The 19,052-nt window shown below is 30.2% G+C and carries 14 protein-coding genes, 1 tRNA gene and 1 other annotated feature; of the genes, 13 read left to right on the top strand and 2 right to left on the bottom strand.

Going from position 1 to position 19,052, the window contains the following annotated elements; genetic code table 11:
- Positions 1-366: 366 nt before the first annotated feature.
- The 12 genes from spoIIE (at position 367) to B3N22_RS20680 (ending at position 15,599) form a co-directional block, all read left to right on the top strand.
- Positions 367-2,766, top strand: coding sequence for a stage II sporulation protein E (spoIIE, locus tag B3N22_RS20735; protein WP_238903216.1), 2,400 nt, complete (start codon positions 367-369; stop codon positions 2,764-2,766).
- 191 nt (positions 2,767-2,957) lie between these two features.
- Positions 2,958-4,355, top strand: a complete 1,398-nt coding sequence (gene tilS / locus B3N22_RS20730; RefSeq protein WP_286910201.1) for a tRNA lysidine(34) synthetase TilS — start codon at positions 2,958-2,960, stop codon at positions 4,353-4,355.
- A 2-nt stretch (positions 4,356-4,357) separates the two neighbouring features.
- Positions 4,358-4,897: a hypoxanthine phosphoribosyltransferase gene (gene hpt, locus B3N22_RS20725; protein WP_286910198.1), complete on the top strand. Its 540-nt coding sequence runs from the start codon at positions 4,358-4,360 to the stop codon at positions 4,895-4,897.
- An 87-nt stretch (positions 4,898-4,984) separates the two neighbouring features.
- Positions 4,985-6,787: an ATP-dependent zinc metalloprotease FtsH gene (gene ftsH, locus B3N22_RS20720; RefSeq protein WP_286910196.1), complete on the top strand. Its 1,803-nt coding sequence runs from the start codon at positions 4,985-4,987 to the stop codon at positions 6,785-6,787.
- 164 nt (positions 6,788-6,951) lie between these two features.
- Entirely contained in the window at positions 6,952-8,619 is a 1,668-nt protein-coding gene (locus tag B3N22_RS20715) for a formate--tetrahydrofolate ligase (RefSeq protein WP_286910194.1), read from the top strand.
- 313 nt (positions 8,620-8,932) lie between these two features.
- Complete coding sequence (locus tag B3N22_RS20710; RefSeq protein ID WP_238903214.1) at positions 8,933-9,712, top strand: type III pantothenate kinase; 780 nt, start codon at positions 8,933-8,935, stop codon at positions 9,710-9,712.
- Between the two features lie 6 nt (positions 9,713-9,718).
- Positions 9,719-10,699: a tRNA dihydrouridine synthase DusB gene (dusB, locus tag B3N22_RS20705; protein WP_286910191.1), complete on the top strand. Its 981-nt coding sequence runs from the start codon at positions 9,719-9,721 to the stop codon at positions 10,697-10,699.
- Positions 10,700-10,758: 59 nt separating this feature from the next.
- Positions 10,759-11,580 (top strand): hypothetical protein, encoded by an 822-nt coding sequence (locus B3N22_RS20700; protein ID WP_286910189.1) that lies wholly within the window; start codon positions 10,759-10,761, stop codon positions 11,578-11,580.
- Between the two features lie 113 nt (positions 11,581-11,693).
- Entirely contained in the window at positions 11,694-12,176 is a 483-nt protein-coding gene (greA, locus tag B3N22_RS20695; protein ID WP_073020421.1) for a transcription elongation factor GreA, read from the top strand.
- A gap of 13 nt (positions 12,177-12,189) precedes the next feature.
- A complete protein-coding gene (lysS, locus tag B3N22_RS20690) occupies positions 12,190-13,695 on the top strand; it encodes a lysine--tRNA ligase (RefSeq protein ID WP_286910185.1) in 1,506 nt (501 codons plus the stop codon).
- Between the two features lie 129 nt (positions 13,696-13,824).
- Positions 13,825-13,899 (top strand) — tRNA-Asn (locus B3N22_RS20685).
- 92 nt (positions 13,900-13,991) lie between these two features.
- Positions 13,992-14,159: a binding site (T-box leader), on the top strand.
- A 48-nt stretch (positions 14,160-14,207) separates the two neighbouring features.
- Complete coding sequence (locus B3N22_RS20680) at positions 14,208-15,599, top strand: glycine--tRNA ligase (RefSeq protein ID WP_286910184.1); 1,392 nt, start codon at positions 14,208-14,210, stop codon at positions 15,597-15,599.
- Between the two features lie 17 nt (positions 15,600-15,616).
- Here B3N22_RS20680 and B3N22_RS20675 read toward each other — a convergent pair whose 3' ends face one another.
- Positions 15,617-16,081, bottom strand: a complete 465-nt coding sequence (locus B3N22_RS20675; protein ID WP_286910183.1) for a methylated-DNA--[protein]-cysteine S-methyltransferase — start codon at positions 16,079-16,081, stop codon at positions 15,617-15,619.
- A gap of 118 nt (positions 16,082-16,199) precedes the next feature.
- Between B3N22_RS20675 and murD the strand changes: the two genes are divergently transcribed.
- Positions 16,200-17,576 carry a UDP-N-acetylmuramoyl-L-alanine--D-glutamate ligase gene (gene murD, locus B3N22_RS20670; protein WP_286910181.1) on the top strand — a complete coding sequence of 459 codons (1,377 nt, stop codon included), beginning with the start codon at positions 16,200-16,202 and terminating at the stop codon, positions 17,574-17,576.
- Between the two features lie 67 nt (positions 17,577-17,643).
- On the opposite strand, the gene B3N22_RS20665 is transcribed toward murD, so the two are convergent.
- Positions 17,644-18,648, bottom strand: coding sequence for a DUF5050 domain-containing protein (locus B3N22_RS20665; RefSeq protein ID WP_286910179.1), 1,005 nt, complete (start codon positions 18,646-18,648; stop codon positions 17,644-17,646).
- Positions 18,649-19,052 lie beyond the last annotated feature (404 nt).

Here is a 19,052-nt window from a genome sequence, read left to right as displayed (position 1 = left end):
GTAGGTTTTTTTGTTTGTGTTACTATAGAAACTTAATCAATTAGATTCCTTTCATCTGCCTAAATATGATTTATTCCTAAATTCGTATGATATAAATATTCAAATATAATAAAAACACGACAAAAAATTAAATCTTTTCAAAAGAGAAAATAATCTTTGAAAATCCAGTCTTTCTAAGGAATAAAACAACCCACAAGTCTTTAAATATTATCCACAGATTTTTGCTGAGTTTATATAAATAATGTGAATTATAAGTAATTTTGTCCAACGAAAATCATTATGTAGAACACATAATGACACAAATTGCAAAAAAACCTTGCTATAATCTAATTACATTTATTGGAAAAATAGGATGGAGGGGTAGACGTGCAGTATGGACTAGAAGTAGATACTTATAAAAGAATAGAGAACAAGAATAAAAACAAAAAAGATTTAAGAGTTGTATATTCTCCCTTAAAGTTAGGGATATTTTTTTCGGTTGGGATATTACTTAGTAGAATATCCTTGGTGTTAAATCTCTCTACATTAGAAAGTATAGCTCCTTTTGGAATTGCATATATATTAGCACTACAAAGTAGTAAAGATAAAATGTATAAATTATTAGGGTCTTCAGGAGTTATATTAGGGTACCTAACTTTAGTATATAGGGTTGAAGATGTTTCGATGTATATAATAACATCATGTATATTGGTATCCACAGATTTAGTTAATATAAAGATAGGTGGTAAAAGTGAGGGGATAAGAAGAGGGGTTGTTTTATTTCTTTCAATGATGATCTTTAAATATTTTATTGACGGAAATGGGATAATAAGTTCAATTGTTTTATCAGGAGTATTAACAATAATAATCGAAGGTATATCGTATATAGTAAAGTATAGCGTAAGCTGCTTGGAAGAATTTAATACAAATCATATATTTATTTCAGAGGAACTTATAAGCATAAGTATATTAATTTCTTTATCTGTTGCTGGAATAGGGGGAATGTCTATACTTAACATAAGTATAAGAAATATAATTGCCCTTGTATTTATTTTAATTATAGCCTATACATCTCAGGGAGCCTTGGGGGCAGCAATGGGTATAAGTATGGGACTTATAATAGGAATAACCATGGATAAGATGCTGCTTTATGTAACTCTATATGGAGTATGTGGATTGGTGGTTGGAGTATTTAAGGATATAGGAAAAATATTTTCGGCAGTATGTTTTGTGATAATGTATTCTATATTAAATCTCTATGCTCAAGTATTTGATGTATATATGATTGTGGAGGCTTTAATCTCTGTTTTCATATTTTTAGCTATACCAAATACTTTTATAAATAAATTGATGTTAGAAATAGATGCAGAGAAAAAAGAAGATAAGTATACAGAGTTTCACTTGTCAAAAATAAAGGAGGAATTTACAAGAAGATTTAGAGATTTTACGCAACTATTAGGAGATATGTCAGAGGTGATGCAGGGTTTTGGTGATAATAATAAACTGTTATTAAAAAATAAAAGTGCTGCATTAATAGAAAATTTAGCAGATAGAGTTTGTAGTAATTGTGACATGAAATACATGTGTTGGAAAAGGGAACTATATAGTACCTATGGAAGTTTCTCAGAATTAATTAAATCATCAGAAGAAGGTGTTTTAGTATTTCCAGAAGAATTAGAAAAGAAATGTGTAAAAAAACATGCACTTATTAAAAGTACTGAAGAAATAGTAGAAAAGCATATATTAAATGAAATGTGGAAAAAAAGATTAGAGGAAGGAAGGATGCTTTTAGCAAATCATATAGGAAATATGGCGGATACTGTTGATGAGATTTTGACAGACTTAGACAGAGATATGGAACTCTGTGGTGAGTTCGAAAGAAGTTTAAAAAGGACGCTTAACAGAAATAACTTTAAATACCTAGATTTGTTTTGTTATGAAGATAAAAAAGGAAGAATTAACATAAAAATCACTTTAGAAAATTGTCATGGAGCACAGTATTGTGTTAAGGAAGCTTTACCAATAATAAATAAGGTAATAGGAAGACCGATGAGCATAGGAGGGGATGGATGTAGTATTGACCCAAAGAGTAATCAATGTAAGGTGCTGATAGAAGAAACACCTAAATATCATATAGCAAGTTATGTAGCTTTAAGTTGTAAGGAGGGAGAAAAGTACACAGGGGATAGCCATTCTTTCAATAAAACAAAAGATGGTTGTTATATGACCTTAGTTAGTGACGGAATGGGATCAGGACCAGGTGCAGGAGAGGAATCAAAGGCAGCTGTGGAACTTATAGAGAAATTTACTGAAGCGGGATTTAACAATATGACAGCAATAAATGCTGTTAACTCTATAATGAATATGAAATTCGCAGAAGATGAGAAATATGCGACATTAGATATGAATACTGTTGATTTATACTCTGGAGATATAAGTTTTATGAAGATAGGAGCTGTTGCTAGTTTTATAAAGAGTGGAGATAGTGTAGAAGAAATAAGTTCTAAAACATTACCATTTGGAGTGCTAGATAAGGTTGATGTTGATATTATAAATAGGAAGGTTAAGAGCGGAGATATAATAATAACCTTAAGTGATGGTATATTAGAAATAAATAAGGATCAGAGTGGAAGCACTGGATGGCTTGTAAACTATCTACGAGAGTGTAAGTCTACTAATCCTAAAGAGATGGTTCATGATATATTAGAAAAGGCAAAAGAGCTATCTGGAGGCAAAAGTAAAGATGATATGACAGTTGTGGCTTCAAAAGTATATTCTTTATATTAAGTTATTGAATAAAAAACTTGGCTAACACCAGGTTTTTTATTTATGCACCTTGATAAATAGTATTCCTCCACTTAAAAAAACAGTATAAATTAGTTAGTTCACATTATTATATATAGTTGATTTTAATAATTGTAAATGTTAAATTGTAGAAGTATAATAAGATTGATTAATACATTGAGGTGGATTTGAATTTGAAAGATAAGATAATTAAATATATTGAAGATAAAGAGCTTATTAAATCTGGTGATAGGATTTTAGTTGCTCTTTCTGGCGGTCCCGACTCAATTTTTTTGACTAATATTTTAATAGAGATTAGTAAAAACTATAATCTTAAGATAGCAGCTGCACACATAAATCATATGCTTAGAGGAAAAGAAGCAGATGAGGATGAAGCTTATGTTAGAAGTTTTTGTGAAAAAGCTGGTATAGATTATTTTGTAAAAAGAGTTGATATTAATAGGATTGTTAAAGAGCGAGGAATAAGCTCTGAGATGGCTGGTAGAGAAGAAAGGTATAAATTCTTTGAGGAATTAAAAAAAGAACACTCCTATGATAAAATAGCTTTAGCCCATAATTTAAATGATCAGGCAGAGACTATTTTAATGAGGCTTATGAGAGGAACTGGGTTAGAAGGTTTAGTTGGTATAAAAGCTAAACGTGATGATATTTACATAAGACCTATATTGTGTATAGAAAGAAATGAGATAGAGAAATATTGCTTAGAAAAAAATTTAAAGCCAAAAATTGATAAAACTAATTTAGAAAATATATATTCTAGGAATAAGGTAAGATTAGAATTGATACCATATATTAAGGAGAATTTTAATTCTGATATTATAAATACTATTAACAGATTAGGTATACTTTTGAGTAAGGATGAAGAATTTATAAATGAATATGTTGAAAAGAGCTTGGATAAATATTGTGATTTTAAAGATGAACTAAAAATAGGTGAAAAACTATTTTTAGAAAAGGAAGCATTACTTACAAGGACACTAAAATCAGCATTAGTAGTATTTTCAAAAAAACATTTTGATTTTGAAATGAAACATATTTATGATATTATAACATTACAAAGAAATAAAACTGGAACAAGATTATCACTTCCTCATAATTTGGAAGCTGTAAATGTATATAAGAATGTAATAATTAGATTTGTAAATACTTATAATGAAGAGAAAAGTAAAAAAGCAAATATATTGTTGAAAAAGGAAGAGTTGAATAATAATATCATAAGATTTAATGAATATGATATGGAATTTACTGTTTCTAGTAATGAAGGAAATTTGATGTTTTCAGATGATTCCCTTGTAAAATATTTTGATTATGATAAAATATCTAAAAATATAGAAGTGAGGCTCAGAAAAGATGGGGATAGAATGAAGCCATTAGGAATGAGCGGAAGAAAAAAAATAAAAGATATTTTTATAGATTTTAAGATACCTAAAGATAATAGAGATTTTATTCCTATAGTTTGTTTTGATGATGAAATAGCATGGGTTGTTGGAATCAAAACTTCTGAAGAATTTAAAATTAATAAAAGTACAAAAAAAATATTAAAAATTAAATTGATTAGAAAGGAACAGTAAGAATGAGGGACGATGTAAAAGAGATTTTGTTTAGTGAGGAGGCTATCACTAAAAGAGTAAAGGAACTTGCTGATGAGATAAATAAAGATTATAAGGGAAAAGAATTAGTTGTGGTAGGAGTTTTAAAAGGTTCAGTTTTATTTGCATCAGAGCTTATAAAAAACATTGAAATACCATGTGAAATAGACTTTATGGCAGTTTCATCCTATGGCAATTCCACTGAAACATCTGGTGTTGTTAGAATATTAAAGGATTTAGACCATGGAATTGAAGGAAAAAACATCTTAATAGTTGAAGATATAGTAGATACAGGAATAACTTTAAATTACTTGTCTAAGTATTTACAAGGGAGAGGAGCTAATAGTATAAGCATAGCGACACTTCTTAATAAACCAGCTAGAAGAGCAGTTGACGTGGATGTTAAGTATGAAGGTTTTATAGTTCCAGATGAATTTATAGTGGGATATGGTATAGATTATGCTGAGAAGTATAGGAATCTTCCGTTCATAGGCATTCTTGATCCAAAGGTATATAGAAAGTAATATAAGCATATATACCATAATACTATTGATTAGATACAATTAAATGTGATAAAATTTTTAATAACTAGAAAGAGAGGGGGGCCTTGAATGAAAAAATTTTCTGGCACTGCAACTTGGTTAATAATAACTGTTATGGTCATGATAACCTCATTTGCCCTATGGGAAGGCGGTAAAAATAAGGATACAATTCACTATAGTGATTTTAAACAAAGTTATATTAAAGATGAAGTAAAATCAATAAGAGTTAAACAAGATAATATAACAATAGAAGGTACTTTAAATGATGGAAAGGCGTTTGTTGTATACGCGCCATTAACTATTCTTAATGGATTACTTACAGAAAATCCTAAGCAAAATGTAGATATATTATTTGATCAGCCAACAAGTACAAAAGAGTGGGTTCAATTAATCCCTACAGTATTACTTATAGTAGTATTTTTAATTTTCTTATTCATAATAATGCAGCAATCACAAAGCGGAGGCGGAAATAGAGGAGTAATGAATTTTGGCAAAAGTAAAGCTAAAATGGCAGCTCCAGATAAAAAGAAGGTTACGTTTAAAGATGTGGCAGGAGCTGAAGAAGAAAAAGAGGAATTAGCAGAAATAGTTGATTTCTTAAAAGATCCTAAAAAATATACAGATATGGGCGCTAGAATTCCAAAGGGAGTCTTATTAGTTGGACCTCCAGGAACAGGTAAAACTTTATTAGCAAGAGCTATTGCTGGTGAAGCTGGAGTACCTTTCTTAAGCATATCGGGATCTGACTTTGTTGAAATGTTTGTAGGAGTAGGTGCATCTAGAGTTAGAGACTTATTTGAACAAGCAAAAAAGTATCCAGCATGTATAATATTTATTGATGAAATAGATGCTGTAGGTAGACAAAGAGGAGCAGGTCTTGGCGGAGGTCATGATGAAAGAGAACAAACACTTAATCAATTATTAGTTGAAATGGATGGTTTCGGACTTAATGAAGGAATAATAATGATAGCTGCGACTAACAGACCAGACATATTAGATCCAGCATTATTAAGACCAGGTAGATTTGATAGACAAATCATGGTTGGAGCACCTGATGTTAAGGGAAGAGAAGATATATTAAAAGTTCATACAAGAAATAAACCATTATCAGATGATATAAAATTAGATGTTTTAGCAAAAAGAACTCCTGGATTTACTGGAGCCGATATAGAAAATCTTACTAATGAAGCTGCACTGCTTTCAGTAAGAAAATCTAAAAAGAGAATCACCATGGAAGAAATGGAAGAGGCTATAACAAGAGTAATTGCTGGTCCCGAAAAGAAGAGCAGAGTTATTAGTGAACATGATAAAAAACTTACAGCTTATCATGAAGCAGGTCATGCAGTAGTAGCTATGTATTTAGAAAATTCGGATCCAGTTCACCAAATAAGTATAATACCAAGAGGTATGGCAGGTGGATATACAATGCATTTACCTAAGGAAGATAGATCATATACATCAAAATCAAAATTAAAAGATGATATGGTAAGTCTTTTAGGAGGAAGAGTAGCTGAAAAGTTGATTCTTGGAGATATAAGTACTGGAGCTAAAAATGATATTGATAGAGTTTCTAACATAGCAAGAGCAATGGTTATGGAATATGGTATGAGTGATAACTTAGGACCTATAAGCTATGGAACAGATCAAAACGAAGTCTTCTTAGGAAGAGATTTAGGTAGATCTAGAAACTTTAGTGAAGAAATTGGTTCTAGAATAGATAGAGAAATAAAAGAATTAGTAGATGAAGCATATAAGAGAACAGAAAAGTTATTAACAGAAAACATTCATAAGCTTCATGCAGTAGCTTTAGCTCTTCTTGAAAAAGAAAGACTTGAAGCAAATGAATTCCAAGAAGTATTTGCTAATGCATAATTAATATTAAAAAGCCGTATTATATACGGCTTTTTTTATTGATAATCCGTCATAAGGCGAAAAATATCTTTAAAATTGCAATAAAGCTTCAAAAAAATATTTTTAATGATATAATATAGATGAATTATAGAGTGTTTATTAATATAAGAAAGAGGTGTTTACTTATGAAAAGTGATATTGAAATAGCACAAGAAGCCAAAATGCTACCAATAGTTAAAATAGCTCAGGATTTAAATTTAAGTGAGGATGATATAGAGTTATACGGCAAATATAAATGCAAAATTTCCTTAGATATATTAAATAAATCAGATAATAAAGATGGAAAGCTTGTTTTAGTAACAGCGATAAATCCAACTCCAGCAGGGGAAGGGAAGTCTACTGTTACAGTAGGATTGGGTCAAGGGCTTTGTAAATTAGGGCAAAAAGCCGTAATAGCATTAAGAGAACCTTCTTTAGGACCAGTTTTTGGAATAAAAGGCGGGGCAGCTGGTGGTGGATATGCTCAAGTAGTTCCAATGGAAGATATAAATCTTCACTTCACTGGAGATATGCATGCTATAACTTCAGCTAATAATTTACTATCAGCGGCTATAGATAATCATATACATCAAGGTAATGATTTAAGAATAGATTCAAGAAGGATATTATTCAAAAGAGTCATGGACATGAATGATAGAGCTCTAAGGGATATAGTTGTTGGTATGGGCGGAAAAGCCAATGGTTTTGTACGTGAAGATGGTTTTATGATAACTGTTGCCTCAGAAATTATGGCTATACTATGTTTAGCTAAAGATTTAGCTGATCTTAAAGAAAGAATGGGAAATATATTAGTAGCTTATAATTTAGATGGCGATGCTGTTTATGCTAAAGATCTAAATGTACATGGAGCTATGACATTATTAATGAAGGATGCTATTAAACCTAATCTAGTGCAAACTCTAGAAAATACTCCAGCAATAATTCATGGAGGACCTTTTGCTAATATTGCACATGGATGTAATTCTATAATAGCTACTAAAACTGCGTTAAAATTAGGAGATATAGTTGTTACTGAAGCAGGATTTGGGGCTGATCTTGGAGCAGAAAAATTCTTCGATATAAAATGTAGATATGGTGAACTTAAACCAAACTGTGTAGTTTTAGTTGCGACTATTAGAGCATTAAAACATCATGGTGGAGTAGCTAAGGATAAATTAAATGTTGAAGATATAGAATCATTAAATAAAGGTATTGAGAACCTAGGAAAACATATAGAAAATATAAAAAAATATGGTGTACCTATGATTGTTGCTATAAATAAATTTGTAACTGATACTGAAGATGAAATAAAGGCAATAAAAGAGTATTGTCATTCCATTGGTGTTAAGGTATCACTTTCAGAAGTATGGGCAAAAGGTGGAGATGGAGCTATAGAACTTGGAAATGAAGTTATAGATATAATAGAAAAAGAAGAATCTAAATTTGATGTATTATATGATATAGAAGATTCAATTGAAGATAAAATACTTAAAATAGCTAAAGAGATATATGGAGCGAATGGTGTTAATTTTACGACTCAAGCTTTAAATCAAATTAGAGAATTAGAAAGAATAGGATGTGATAAACTTCCTATATGTATGGCTAAAACTCAATATTCATTATCTGATAATCCTAAATTACTAGGAAGAGCAAGTAATTTTGATATTACAGTTAGAGAAATTAAAGTTTCTAAAGGTGCGGGATTTATAGTAGCTTTAACTGGGGATATAATGACAATGCCGGGATTACCTAAAGTTCCAGCAGCTGCTAGAATGGATATATTAGAAAATGGAGAAATACTAGGATTGTTTTAAAAAATAAAAGAAGAAAAACCTGAGTACTTGAGTACCTGATTACTCAAGTACTCAAGTACTCAGGTACTCAGATATTTGGATGTATAAATATAATCTACAGATTTAACTTCTCTATTAAGTTGAGAAGTTAAATTTTTTTTAAAATTTTTTATTGAAAAAGTTTTTAAAATGTAATTCTTTGTTAATATAAAAACAATGTTAAAAACTTGACAAATCAAAATTAATTGCTAAAATTAAATTGTTAAATTGTAAAAGTATTTAAGAATCTTAGTAGCTTCAAAGCTACTTTTAATTATATTAAGGCGGTGCAATTATGATACTATTAATAGATGTGGGGAATACCAACATTGTATTAGGGGTTAGTAAAGAGGAAAAATTTATAGCTAGCTGGAGGATATCTACAGATGCTAATAAGACCTCAGATGAATATGGAATACAAGTTATGCAGCTATTTAATCAAAACTCTTTAGATCCTAAAGAAGTAAGCGGAATAATTATATCTTCTGTAGTTCCTAATATAATGTATTCTTTGGAGCATATGATAAGAAAGTGTTTTAATACTGAAGCACTTGTTGTAGGTCCTGGCATAAAAACAGGTATTAATATCAAGTATGATAATCCAAAAGAAGTTGGTGCAGATAGAATAGTAAATGCTGTAGCAGCACATGAAAAGTATAAAAGACCTTTAATAATTATAGACTTTGGAACAGCAACTACTTTTTGTGCTATAACTAAACGCGGAAATTATTTAGGTGGGAATATTGTTCCAGGAATAAAAATATCCTCAGAGGCTTTGTTTGAAAGAGCGGCTAAGTTGCCTAGAGTTGAGCTTGAGAAACCTAAAAGTATAATTTGTAAGAACACAATTACAAGTATGCAAGCAGGAATAATCTATGGATACATAGGTCAAGTTGAATATATAGTAAATATGATGAAAAATGAAATGAAAGAACTAGATGAAGAAGAGCCATTTGTTATAGCAACAGGAGGACTAGCTTCACTTATTTCAGAAGGAACAAATATTATAGATAAAATAGAATCTCAACTTACTCTTGAAGGATTAAAGATAATCTATGAAAAAAATAAGGAGTAGATAATAGTGAATATAGGAAAAATGAGTTTCGAAAATCCTGTATTTTTAGCACCGATGGCAGGGGTAACAGATATTTCCTTTAGGGGCCTGTGTAAAGAGATGGGTTGCGAACTTGTTTATACAGAAATGGTAAGCGCTAAAGCTCTTTATTATGGTAGTGAAAATACAAAGAAACTTTTGAGAATAGCAGAAGAAGAAATGCCTGCAGCAGTACAGATATTTGGAAGAGAACCAAATATAATGGCAGAAGTAGTAGACAAGTATTTAAATAATAGAGATGACATATGTATAATAGATATAAATATGGGATGTCCGGCTCCCAAGATAGTTAAAAATGGAGAGGGCTCAGCACTTATGAAAGAACCTAAACTAGCAGCAGAGATAGTAAAGGCGGTTAAAAAGAGTTCCAAGAACCCTGTTACAGTTAAGTTTAGAAAAGGCTTTGATGATGGGAATGTTAATGCCGTTGAGTTCGCAAAATGGATGGAGGATGCAGGTGCAGATACTATAGCAGTTCATGGTAGGACAAGAACTCAAATGTATGAAGGTAAGGCTGATTGGGATATAATATCTAAGGTGAAAAAAGCAGTCTCTATTCCTGTTATAGGGAATGGGGATGTATTTACTCCGGAAGATGCTATGAACCTTAAAAAGATAAGTAACTGCGATGGTATAATGGTTGCAAGAGGAAGCATGGGGAATCCATGGATATTTAAGCTTATTTCTCAAAAGCTAAAAGGAGAGGATGTAACTTACCCTAAAGCTAGTGAGAAGATAGAAATGTGCATTAGGCACTATAAGATAGCGTTAAAATATGAAGGTGAATATAAAGCTATACGCGAAATGAGAAAACATTCAGCATGGTATACAAAAGGTTTGCCTCATTGTACGGACATAAAAGACAAAATAAATACTGTGGAAAGTTCCAATGAAGCTATAGCTATATTAGAAGATTATATAAAAATACTCGAAATTGCAGGTATTTAAAGTAAAAGTTCAGAATAATATACTTTAAGAGTATTTGTAATTAAGGGTGGTATTCATTTATGAAATCTATCTTAGACATAAGGCTTAGAGAAGGAGATCCATACTTTAAGTATAACTCTATAAATAAAATACTAGATCAATTGAAAACAAAAACATATATTCCTAAAAAGTTAGGTTTATTAGATAAAGAAATAACTCGAGTAAGTATTCCACCTAATTATAATAAGGATGCTTACTCTTATAATATATTGAGAGCTATAGGAAGAGCAACATGGAGCTCAGTTAGTGTTAGAGGCAATAGATTATACGATTTAGATTACCTAGATAGTTTTCAAAAAAATGTACTTTCATTTTGTATTGTTAGATCTATGTCTATAATACTAATTAATAATAAAAAAACTGTAAAAAATTCCGTTATAGCAATTGAAGATGGTGGAAATACTAATAATCTATCACTTATTGAGGAATGTGCAAAATATACCAAGAGAATAGTATTAGTTACTAGGAATTTCAAAAATGTCAATAATATAAGAAGCCACATACTGCTTAATTATGGAGTTTCACCTGAATTCACAACTAATATTAATGATACTAAAGGGATAGACTTTATTATAAGTGATAAAGCTAAAAGTTATGGTGATATAGGAGTTTGGTATTTAGATAGTTTTTATGAGCCAGAAAAATTCAGTGATTTAGCGGTTAATGATGTATTATTATCCATAAATGACTATGAAGAAAGGGTTTCACCTGAACTTCTAGGAGCATTGCTTAAATCAGATATTAATATTAGTGAGAGAGTAGAAGATTTTTTTGATAGTAATAAAATTAATATAGAAGAGATTAGATTTGGTAAAAAAGAAATTGATATCAACTCTTATTGACATGTAATAGCGTAAGCTTTATAATATTTTAAATAATCATATAGGAAAAACTATTAAATTAAAGATAAAATATGATATATTATATGATGAACCATATAGAAGGGGAGAAAGACATGAGCGAACAAAAAAAAGTTATATTAACTTATGAAGGTGTAAAAAAATTAGAAGAGGAACTAGAGTTTCTTAAAACTGTAAAAAGAAAAGAAATAACTGAAAAAATAAAAGTTGCACTAGGATATGGGGATCTAAGTGAGAATTCAGAATACGATGAAGCTAAAAATGAGCAGGCTTTTACAGAAGGAAGAATTCTTCAATTAGAAAACATGTTAAAAAATGCAGTTGTTGTAGATGAGTCTGAAATATCAACAGATAGAGTATCAATAGGGTCTAAAGTTAAAATAAAAGACTATGAATTTGATGAAGAAGTTGAGTATGTAATAGTAGGATCAGCTGAAGCAGATCCAATAAATTATAAAATTTCAAATGAATCTCCTGTAGGAGCTGGGCTTTTAGGTAAAAAAGTTGGAGATGTTGTTGAAATTACAGTACCTGAAGGGGTAAATAAGTTTGAAGTATTAGGAATTAGAAGAGATTAATGGAGGACCACCAATGTCAAATGAAGAGATAAGTATAAACCAGTTGGAAGCTCAATTTAATGAGCAGGAAAGATTAAGAAGACAGAAACTTGTAGAACTACAAGAGGCAGGAAAAGATCCTTTTGATGTATATAAAGTTGAAAGAACTCATACTTCAGTTCAAGTAAAGGATGATTTTGAGACTCTTGAAGGAAAAACTGTAACGATTGCTGGACGTTTAATGTCTAAAAGAGGGCAAGGAAAAGTTGTTTTTGCAGATATCCATGATAGAGATGGGAAAATGCAATTATTTATTAAATTAGATGCTGTTGGAGAAGAAAATCTTAAAGAGTTTAAAACTTATGATTTAGGAGATTGGATAGCAGCAGAAGGTGAAGTATTTAGAACTAAGGCTGGAGAAATTTCTGTTAAGGTGAGTGCCTTCCAACTTATATCTAAGTCATTAAAACCACTTCCAGAAAAATGGCATGGATTAAAAGATCCAGATTTAAGATATAGACAAAGAGAACTTGACTTAATTACGAATCAAGAAGTAAGAGAAACATTTATAAAAAGATCAAAAATAGTTTCTGGAATAAGAGAATTCTTAGATCAAAAGGGCTATTTAGAGGTAGATACTCCAATGTTACAAACAAGTGCAGGTGGAGCAGCTGCTAGACCATTCACAACTCATCATAACACTTTAGATATAGACATGTATCTAAGAATAGCTACAGAACTACATTTAAAAAGATGTATAGTAGGTGGATTTGAAAAAGTTTATGATATGGGAAGAATCTTCAGAAATGAGGGTATGTCAGTAAAACATAATCCAGAGTTCACAACTATAGAATTATATGAAGCTTATGCTGACTATAACGATATGATGGAACTAACTGAAAACTTAGTTGCTTATGTTTGTCAAAAGGTTAATGGAACAACTAAGGTGACTTACCAAGGAACAGAAATAGAATTTATGACACCTTGGAGAAGAGTAACTATGGTTGATATAGTAAAAGAGCATACTGGCTTTGACTATAATGCTGTAGCTACAAATGAAGAAGCTCAAGCTATAGCTAAAGAAAAACACTTAGAGTTTAAGAAGCCATTAGATAAAGTTACTAAGGGTGAAGTTCTTAATGCTCTTTATGAAGAATTCTGTGAAGAAAAATTAATACAACCAACTTTTGTTATAGATTATCCAGTAGAAAATTCTCCTCTTACTAAAAAGAAGAGAGGAAATGATGAATTTACTGAAAGATTTGAAGGATTTGTATTTGGAAGAGAGATATGTAATGCATACTCTGAATTAAATGATCCTATCGTTCAAAGAGATAGATTTAAACAACAAGAACAAGAAAGAGAACTTGGAGATGACGAAGCATACATGATAGATGAAGAATTCATGAGTGCTTTAGAAACAGGTATGCCTCCAACTGGTGGATTAGGAATAGGTATAGATAGACTTATAATGTTCTTAACAGATTCAGCATCTATAAGAGACGTAATCTTATTCCCAACAATGAAACCACTACAATAAATTGTAAATTAATAAATCGCCGTATTAACGGCGGTTTTTTAATTAAATTTATTAAAAAACCTCAAAATTTTTCAAAAAAGCTATTGATTTTTATAAATAACTTGATATAATAATACTTGTGATTAATGTTCCGTGGTAGCTCAATGGTGGAGCACTCGGCTGTTAACCGATAGGTTGGAGGTTCGAGCCCTCTCCACGGAGCCAATTTTTCTAAATAGTAGCTATAGGCTGCTTTTTTTTATTTCAGATTTAAATTGACAATAAAGTATTATCTGATAAAATTATTATATAATTAAATATGCATGATGATAAAGAATAGTATTCTTAATTATGTTTTAGAGAGATAGCGGATGGTGAAAGCTATTATGTGGTTAAGATGAAGGGAGCTTTTGAGTGCTTAAAATTTGAAAGTAGGGCTATTGCCAAGAAGGGTGGAACCGCGGAAAGATATTTTCGTCCCTTTATGGTAAGAGGTCTTTTTTTATTATAAAAAATTATTTGGAGGTATTAAAATGGCAGTAGAAAAGACTATGGATAAAATAGTGGCTCTTTGTAAAAATAGAGGATTTATATTCCCAGGCTCTGATATATATGGCGGACTTGCGAATTCATGGGATTACGGTCCTTTAGGAGTTGAATTTAAAAACAATGTAAAAAAAGCATGGTGGAAAAAATTCGTTCAAGAAAGTCCATACAATGTAGGAGTAGACTGTGCAATTTTAATGAACAGAGAAGTTTGGGTTGCATCAGGTCACGTTGGTGGATTCTCAGATCCTTTAATGGATTGTAAAGATTGTAAATCAAGATTCAGAGCAGATAAAATAATAGAAGATCATATGACTGAAAATGGAGCAGAAGTTGCTACGGCTGATGGATGGAGCAATGAAGAACTTAAAGATTATATAGATAAAAACAATATAGTTTGTCCTAAATGTGGAAAGAAAAACTTTACTGATATAAGAAAATTTAATCTTATGTTTAAAACCTTCCAAGGTGTAACAGAAGATGCTAAATCAGAAATATTTTTAAGACCAGAAACAGCTCAAGGTATATTTGTAAACTTTAAAGCTGTTCAAAGATCTTCAAGAAAGAAAGTACCTTTTGGAATAGCTCAAATAGGTAAATCTTTCAGAAATGAAATAACACCAGGAAACTTCGTATTTAGAACAAGAGAATTCGAACAAATGGAGTTAGAATTCTTCTGTAAGCCAGGAACAGATTTAGAATGGTTTAGTTACTGGAGAGAATATTGTTGGAAATTCTTATTAAACTTAGGTGTAAATGAAAGTAATTTAAGAATGAGAGATCATGAAGCGGAAGAACTTTCTTTCTACTCAAATGCAACTTCTGATATAGAATACTTATTCCCATTTGGATGGGGCGAATTATGGGGAATAGCTGATAGAACTGACTATGACCTTAAAAAACACCAAGAACATTCTGGTCAAGATATGAATTATTTAGATCCAATTACTAATGAAAAATACGTACCATATTGTATAGAACCTTCATTAGGAGCAGATAGAGTTGCATTAGCATTTTTAATTGATGCATATGATGAGGAGGAATTAGATGGTGGAGATGTAAGATCAGTATTAAGATTGCATCCAGCACTAGCACCATTTAAAGCTGCTGTACTTCCATTATCTAAAAAGTTATCAGAAAAAGCAGATGAAGTATATTCAAAACTTGCTAAAAACTTTAATATAGAATACGATGAAGCAGGAAGTATAGGAAAGAGATATAGAAGACAAGATGAAATAGGTACTCCATTATGTATAACAGTTGATTTTGATACTATGGAAGATGAATCAGTAACTGTTAGAGATAGAGATACAATGAATCAAATCAGAATCAAAATAGATGAACTAGAAGCATATATAAGTAAAAAATTAGAATTTTAATAAAAATCACCTGGGATTTATTTGCCCGGGTGATTTTTTTCTATATCTAGTAAATAAGTTTTTTTATCAATTCCCAAAGCAAAACCTACTAGTGAACCATTAGAACCAATAACTCTATGACAAGGAACAACTATAAATAATGGATTCTTATTTACGGCACCACCAACTGCTCTGGATGCATTAGGATTTCCAAGAGAGACAGCAACATCTTTATAACTAGCAGTTTTACCATAAGGGATTTTTAATAGTTCATTCCACACACTTTTTTGAAATTTTGTACCATTAAATTCTAAAGGTAGTGTAAATTCTCTTCTCTGATTCATAAAATATTCATTGAGTTGAGTTTTGCATAAATCAGTTATGATGTTAGGAGTGGCTATGATGTCAGCTTGAGTTATAAGAGAAAGAGAAACAAGAGCTGACTCAGAAGTAGTTATTTTGATTAAACCTATGGGGCTTTCTAAGAAATCATAATAATACATGTAAAATCTCCTTTTCAAATTAGTATCGTCCTAAGTAGAATTATAATATAACCAATGTTATAATTAAAAGCAAATGGGCAAAGATTTAAAGTAGAGTATAGTTTTGGAGGCATATTTAATGAAAAGTGATTTTAATGAATTTAAAGTTTTTATAAAGGGTAAAAAAGTAGGAGTTTTAGGAATAGGTGTTAGTAATATACCATTAATAAATTTTTTGCTAGAATTAGGGGCTGAAGTAACGGCTTTTGATAAAAAAGATGAAACACAATTAGGGGATATAGGGAAAGATTTCATAAATAAAGGGGTTAAACTTTCTTTGGGAGAAGACTATTTAAGTAGACTAAAAGGTTTTGATGTTATATTTAAAACACCAGGCATGAGAATAGACTTACCTGAACTTGTAAATGCAAAGAATGAAGGTACTCACATAACATCAGAAATGGAAGAGTTCGTAAAATATTGTCCTGCTAAGATTTATGGAATAACAGGAAGCGATGGAAAAACTACAACTACAACTATTGTGTCTAAACTTTTAATTGAGGAAGGTCTCAAGACATGGGTAGGTGGTAATATAGGTTCTCCGCTTTTTTCTAATATAGAAGAGATTACTACTAAAGATAGAGTAGTATTAGAACTTTCTTCTTTTCAGCTTATGACAATGAAAGAAAAGATAGATAAAGTAATAGTAACTAACATAACTCCCAACCATTTAGATATGCATAAAGGTATGGATGAGTATGTTGATGCTAAAAAGAATATATTTAAATACCAGGAAAAAGAAGATCTATTAGTATTAAATATAGATAATGAAATTACAAAAAGCTTTATAGGTGAAGCTAAAGGGCATGTAAAAACTTTTTCTTCTAAAGAAGAATTAAAAGATGGAGCGTATTTAAAAGATGGATATCTTTATATAAGGGATAAAAAAATCATAAATAAAGATGAAATTGTAATAAAGGGAACTCATAATATAGAAAACTATCTTGCAGCATTTTTAGTGACTGAAGATGAGGTATCTATTGAAAGTATGGTAACTGTTGCAAGAAACTTCAAGGGAGTAGCACATAGATGTGAGCTAATAAGAGAAGTTGAAGGTGTTAAATACTATAATGATTCAATAGCATCTAGCCCAACTAGAACATTAGCGGGATTAAAGGCTTTTGACGAAAAAGTAATATTAATTGCAGGTGGGTATGATAAACATATACCATTTGAACCACTTGCTCAAGAAGGACATAAGTATATCAAGGAATTGATATTATTAGGAGCAACAAAATATAAAATAAAAGAAGTTTTTGATAAGATAAAAGAGGATAAAGGAATAAATGTTCCAGTAAATATAGTAGAATCCTTAGAAGAGGCAGTAAAAAAGGCTAAAGATATAGCTAAGGATGGAGATATAGTAACATTGTCGCCCGCTTGTGCAAGCTTTGATATGTTTACTAACTTTGAAATAAGAGGTAATAAGTTTAGAGAGATTGTTAATAGTATATAAAGTAAAACACCCCAAAGTTCTTTAATATTGAACTTTGGGGTGTTTATATTTAAAGCTAATAAAACTTTTATTTATAAGCATTCTCTATCCTATGTATTTCAGAATCAGTAGAAAGGCTTCTCTTATAAAAAATAGAGTTTTCAAAAAGATAATAATCCACTACTGAATCTTTGGATATTTTAGTGGAGGAGAATTTTAGCTCGCCAGTTTCACTTAAACTGTAAAGATAATTAAGGTCATTTTTGTTTATAAAGAAAACAGTATTATTGATTGAATGTAGATCTTGAGCTGTTACATCAAGAACCTTTTTTTCTTCTGACTTATCTATAAGAAGTAAATATAGATTATCGTTATCTGAGGAATTTACAAATATAATATTATTTTTATATAAAGCAAAAGATTCTACAGATGAATTAGACAATTTAGTTCTAGAAGTTCCATCTGACTTTACTCCGTATATTTTAGAGTAATCAGATAGGTTTTGATACAATATCCAATCCCCAACTATAATGAATTTACCAGCATTATCTTGAGTTAAAGCTGTTTTTGTATTGTTTTTAAGATTATATTTAGTAATTACATTGTTGTTATTTTTATTTATGTAATATAAATCATCACCAGATAAAATAAGATTATAAGCATAATCATCAGATAATTTAGTGGAACTTTTTAAATCCTGAGATGTAGTATGTAGACTTCCAACATTATCGCTGTAAATTATTTTGTCACCATAAACAGCTATTGAAGATGAAGAAGATGTTATGTTATATGTATTTTCATTTTTTAAATTAGGAAACATATCTTTAGTAAGAGCTTTAGGAAAAGTTGCCAATTTATTTCCATCTCTCCAATCAACAAATATATTTTTATCTAAAAAAGGATAAAATATATTTGGAGATAAAGAAGTGTCTCCTAAAAATACTATACTGTTTTGATTTGATTGTGGAGACTTTATGGTTATAGTATTACTATTATTTTGAGTAGTATTATCTGAATTGGTTGATTTATTACTGCAAGATAATAAAGTAATAGAAAAAGAACATAATAAAAAGAGCATAAGTTTTTTTATCAAAGTAAATACCTCCAGTAGGTTATGTAATTATTATGATTATATTATAGTTAATTATCGAGCAAATAACAAATAGATTAATATAAACATTACCTAGTGTATCTTTAATAGGAAAATTAAGAAATTAAAAGAAAGATTAAGAAATATAAAGTTAAAATAGAATAATAATATAATTATAGAGAGTTGCAATGTAAATATCGTGTTACTATTTTATTCGTCGCTAAGACAAAAAACAGTTGAAAAAAACATGTTGACATAAAGATGTTGATAGTGTTAAACTGTGAAAGCAAGTTTTATTAGATCTTTGAAAATTAAACAGAGGAAACTTAAGAAGTTTTGAATAAAACGAAACTTACACAACGAAAGTTGTGAAGTAGGTGATTGTACCAAATGTAAAATTTGGAACA

The sequence above is a fragment of the Clostridium sp. UBA1652 genome (genome assembly GCF_002320975.1).
GTDB lineage: Bacteria > Bacillota > Clostridia > Clostridiales > Clostridiaceae > Clostridium_T > Clostridium_T intestinale.
The sequence above is the reverse complement of the archived record's forward strand: the minus strand, read 5'-3'. Positions and strand labels throughout refer to the sequence as shown.

Coding starts and splice junctions, on each gene's coding strand:
- hpt (WP_286910198.1), top strand. CDS start 4,358: ATGAGGGACGATGTAAAAGAGATTTTGTTTAGTGAGGAGGCTATCACT.
- murD (WP_286910181.1), top strand. CDS start 16,200: ATGAAAAGTGATTTTAATGAATTTAAAGTTTTTATAAAGGGTAAAAAA.
- B3N22_RS20710 (WP_238903214.1), top strand. CDS start 8,933: ATGATACTATTAATAGATGTGGGGAATACCAACATTGTATTAGGGGTT.
- B3N22_RS20715 (WP_286910194.1), top strand. CDS start 6,952: ATGAAAAGTGATATTGAAATAGCACAAGAAGCCAAAATGCTACCAATA.
- lysS (WP_286910185.1), top strand. CDS start 12,190: ATGTCAAATGAAGAGATAAGTATAAACCAGTTGGAAGCTCAATTTAAT.
- B3N22_RS20675 (WP_286910183.1), bottom strand. CDS start 16,081: ATGTATTATTATGATTTCTTAGAAAGCCCCATAGGTTTAATCAAAATA.
- greA (WP_073020421.1), top strand. CDS start 11,694: ATGAGCGAACAAAAAAAAGTTATATTAACTTATGAAGGTGTAAAAAAA.
- B3N22_RS20700 (WP_286910189.1), top strand. CDS start 10,759: ATGAAATCTATCTTAGACATAAGGCTTAGAGAAGGAGATCCATACTTT.
- ftsH (WP_286910196.1), top strand. CDS start 4,985: ATGAAAAAATTTTCTGGCACTGCAACTTGGTTAATAATAACTGTTATG.
- B3N22_RS20680 (WP_286910184.1), top strand. CDS start 14,208: ATGGCAGTAGAAAAGACTATGGATAAAATAGTGGCTCTTTGTAAAAAT.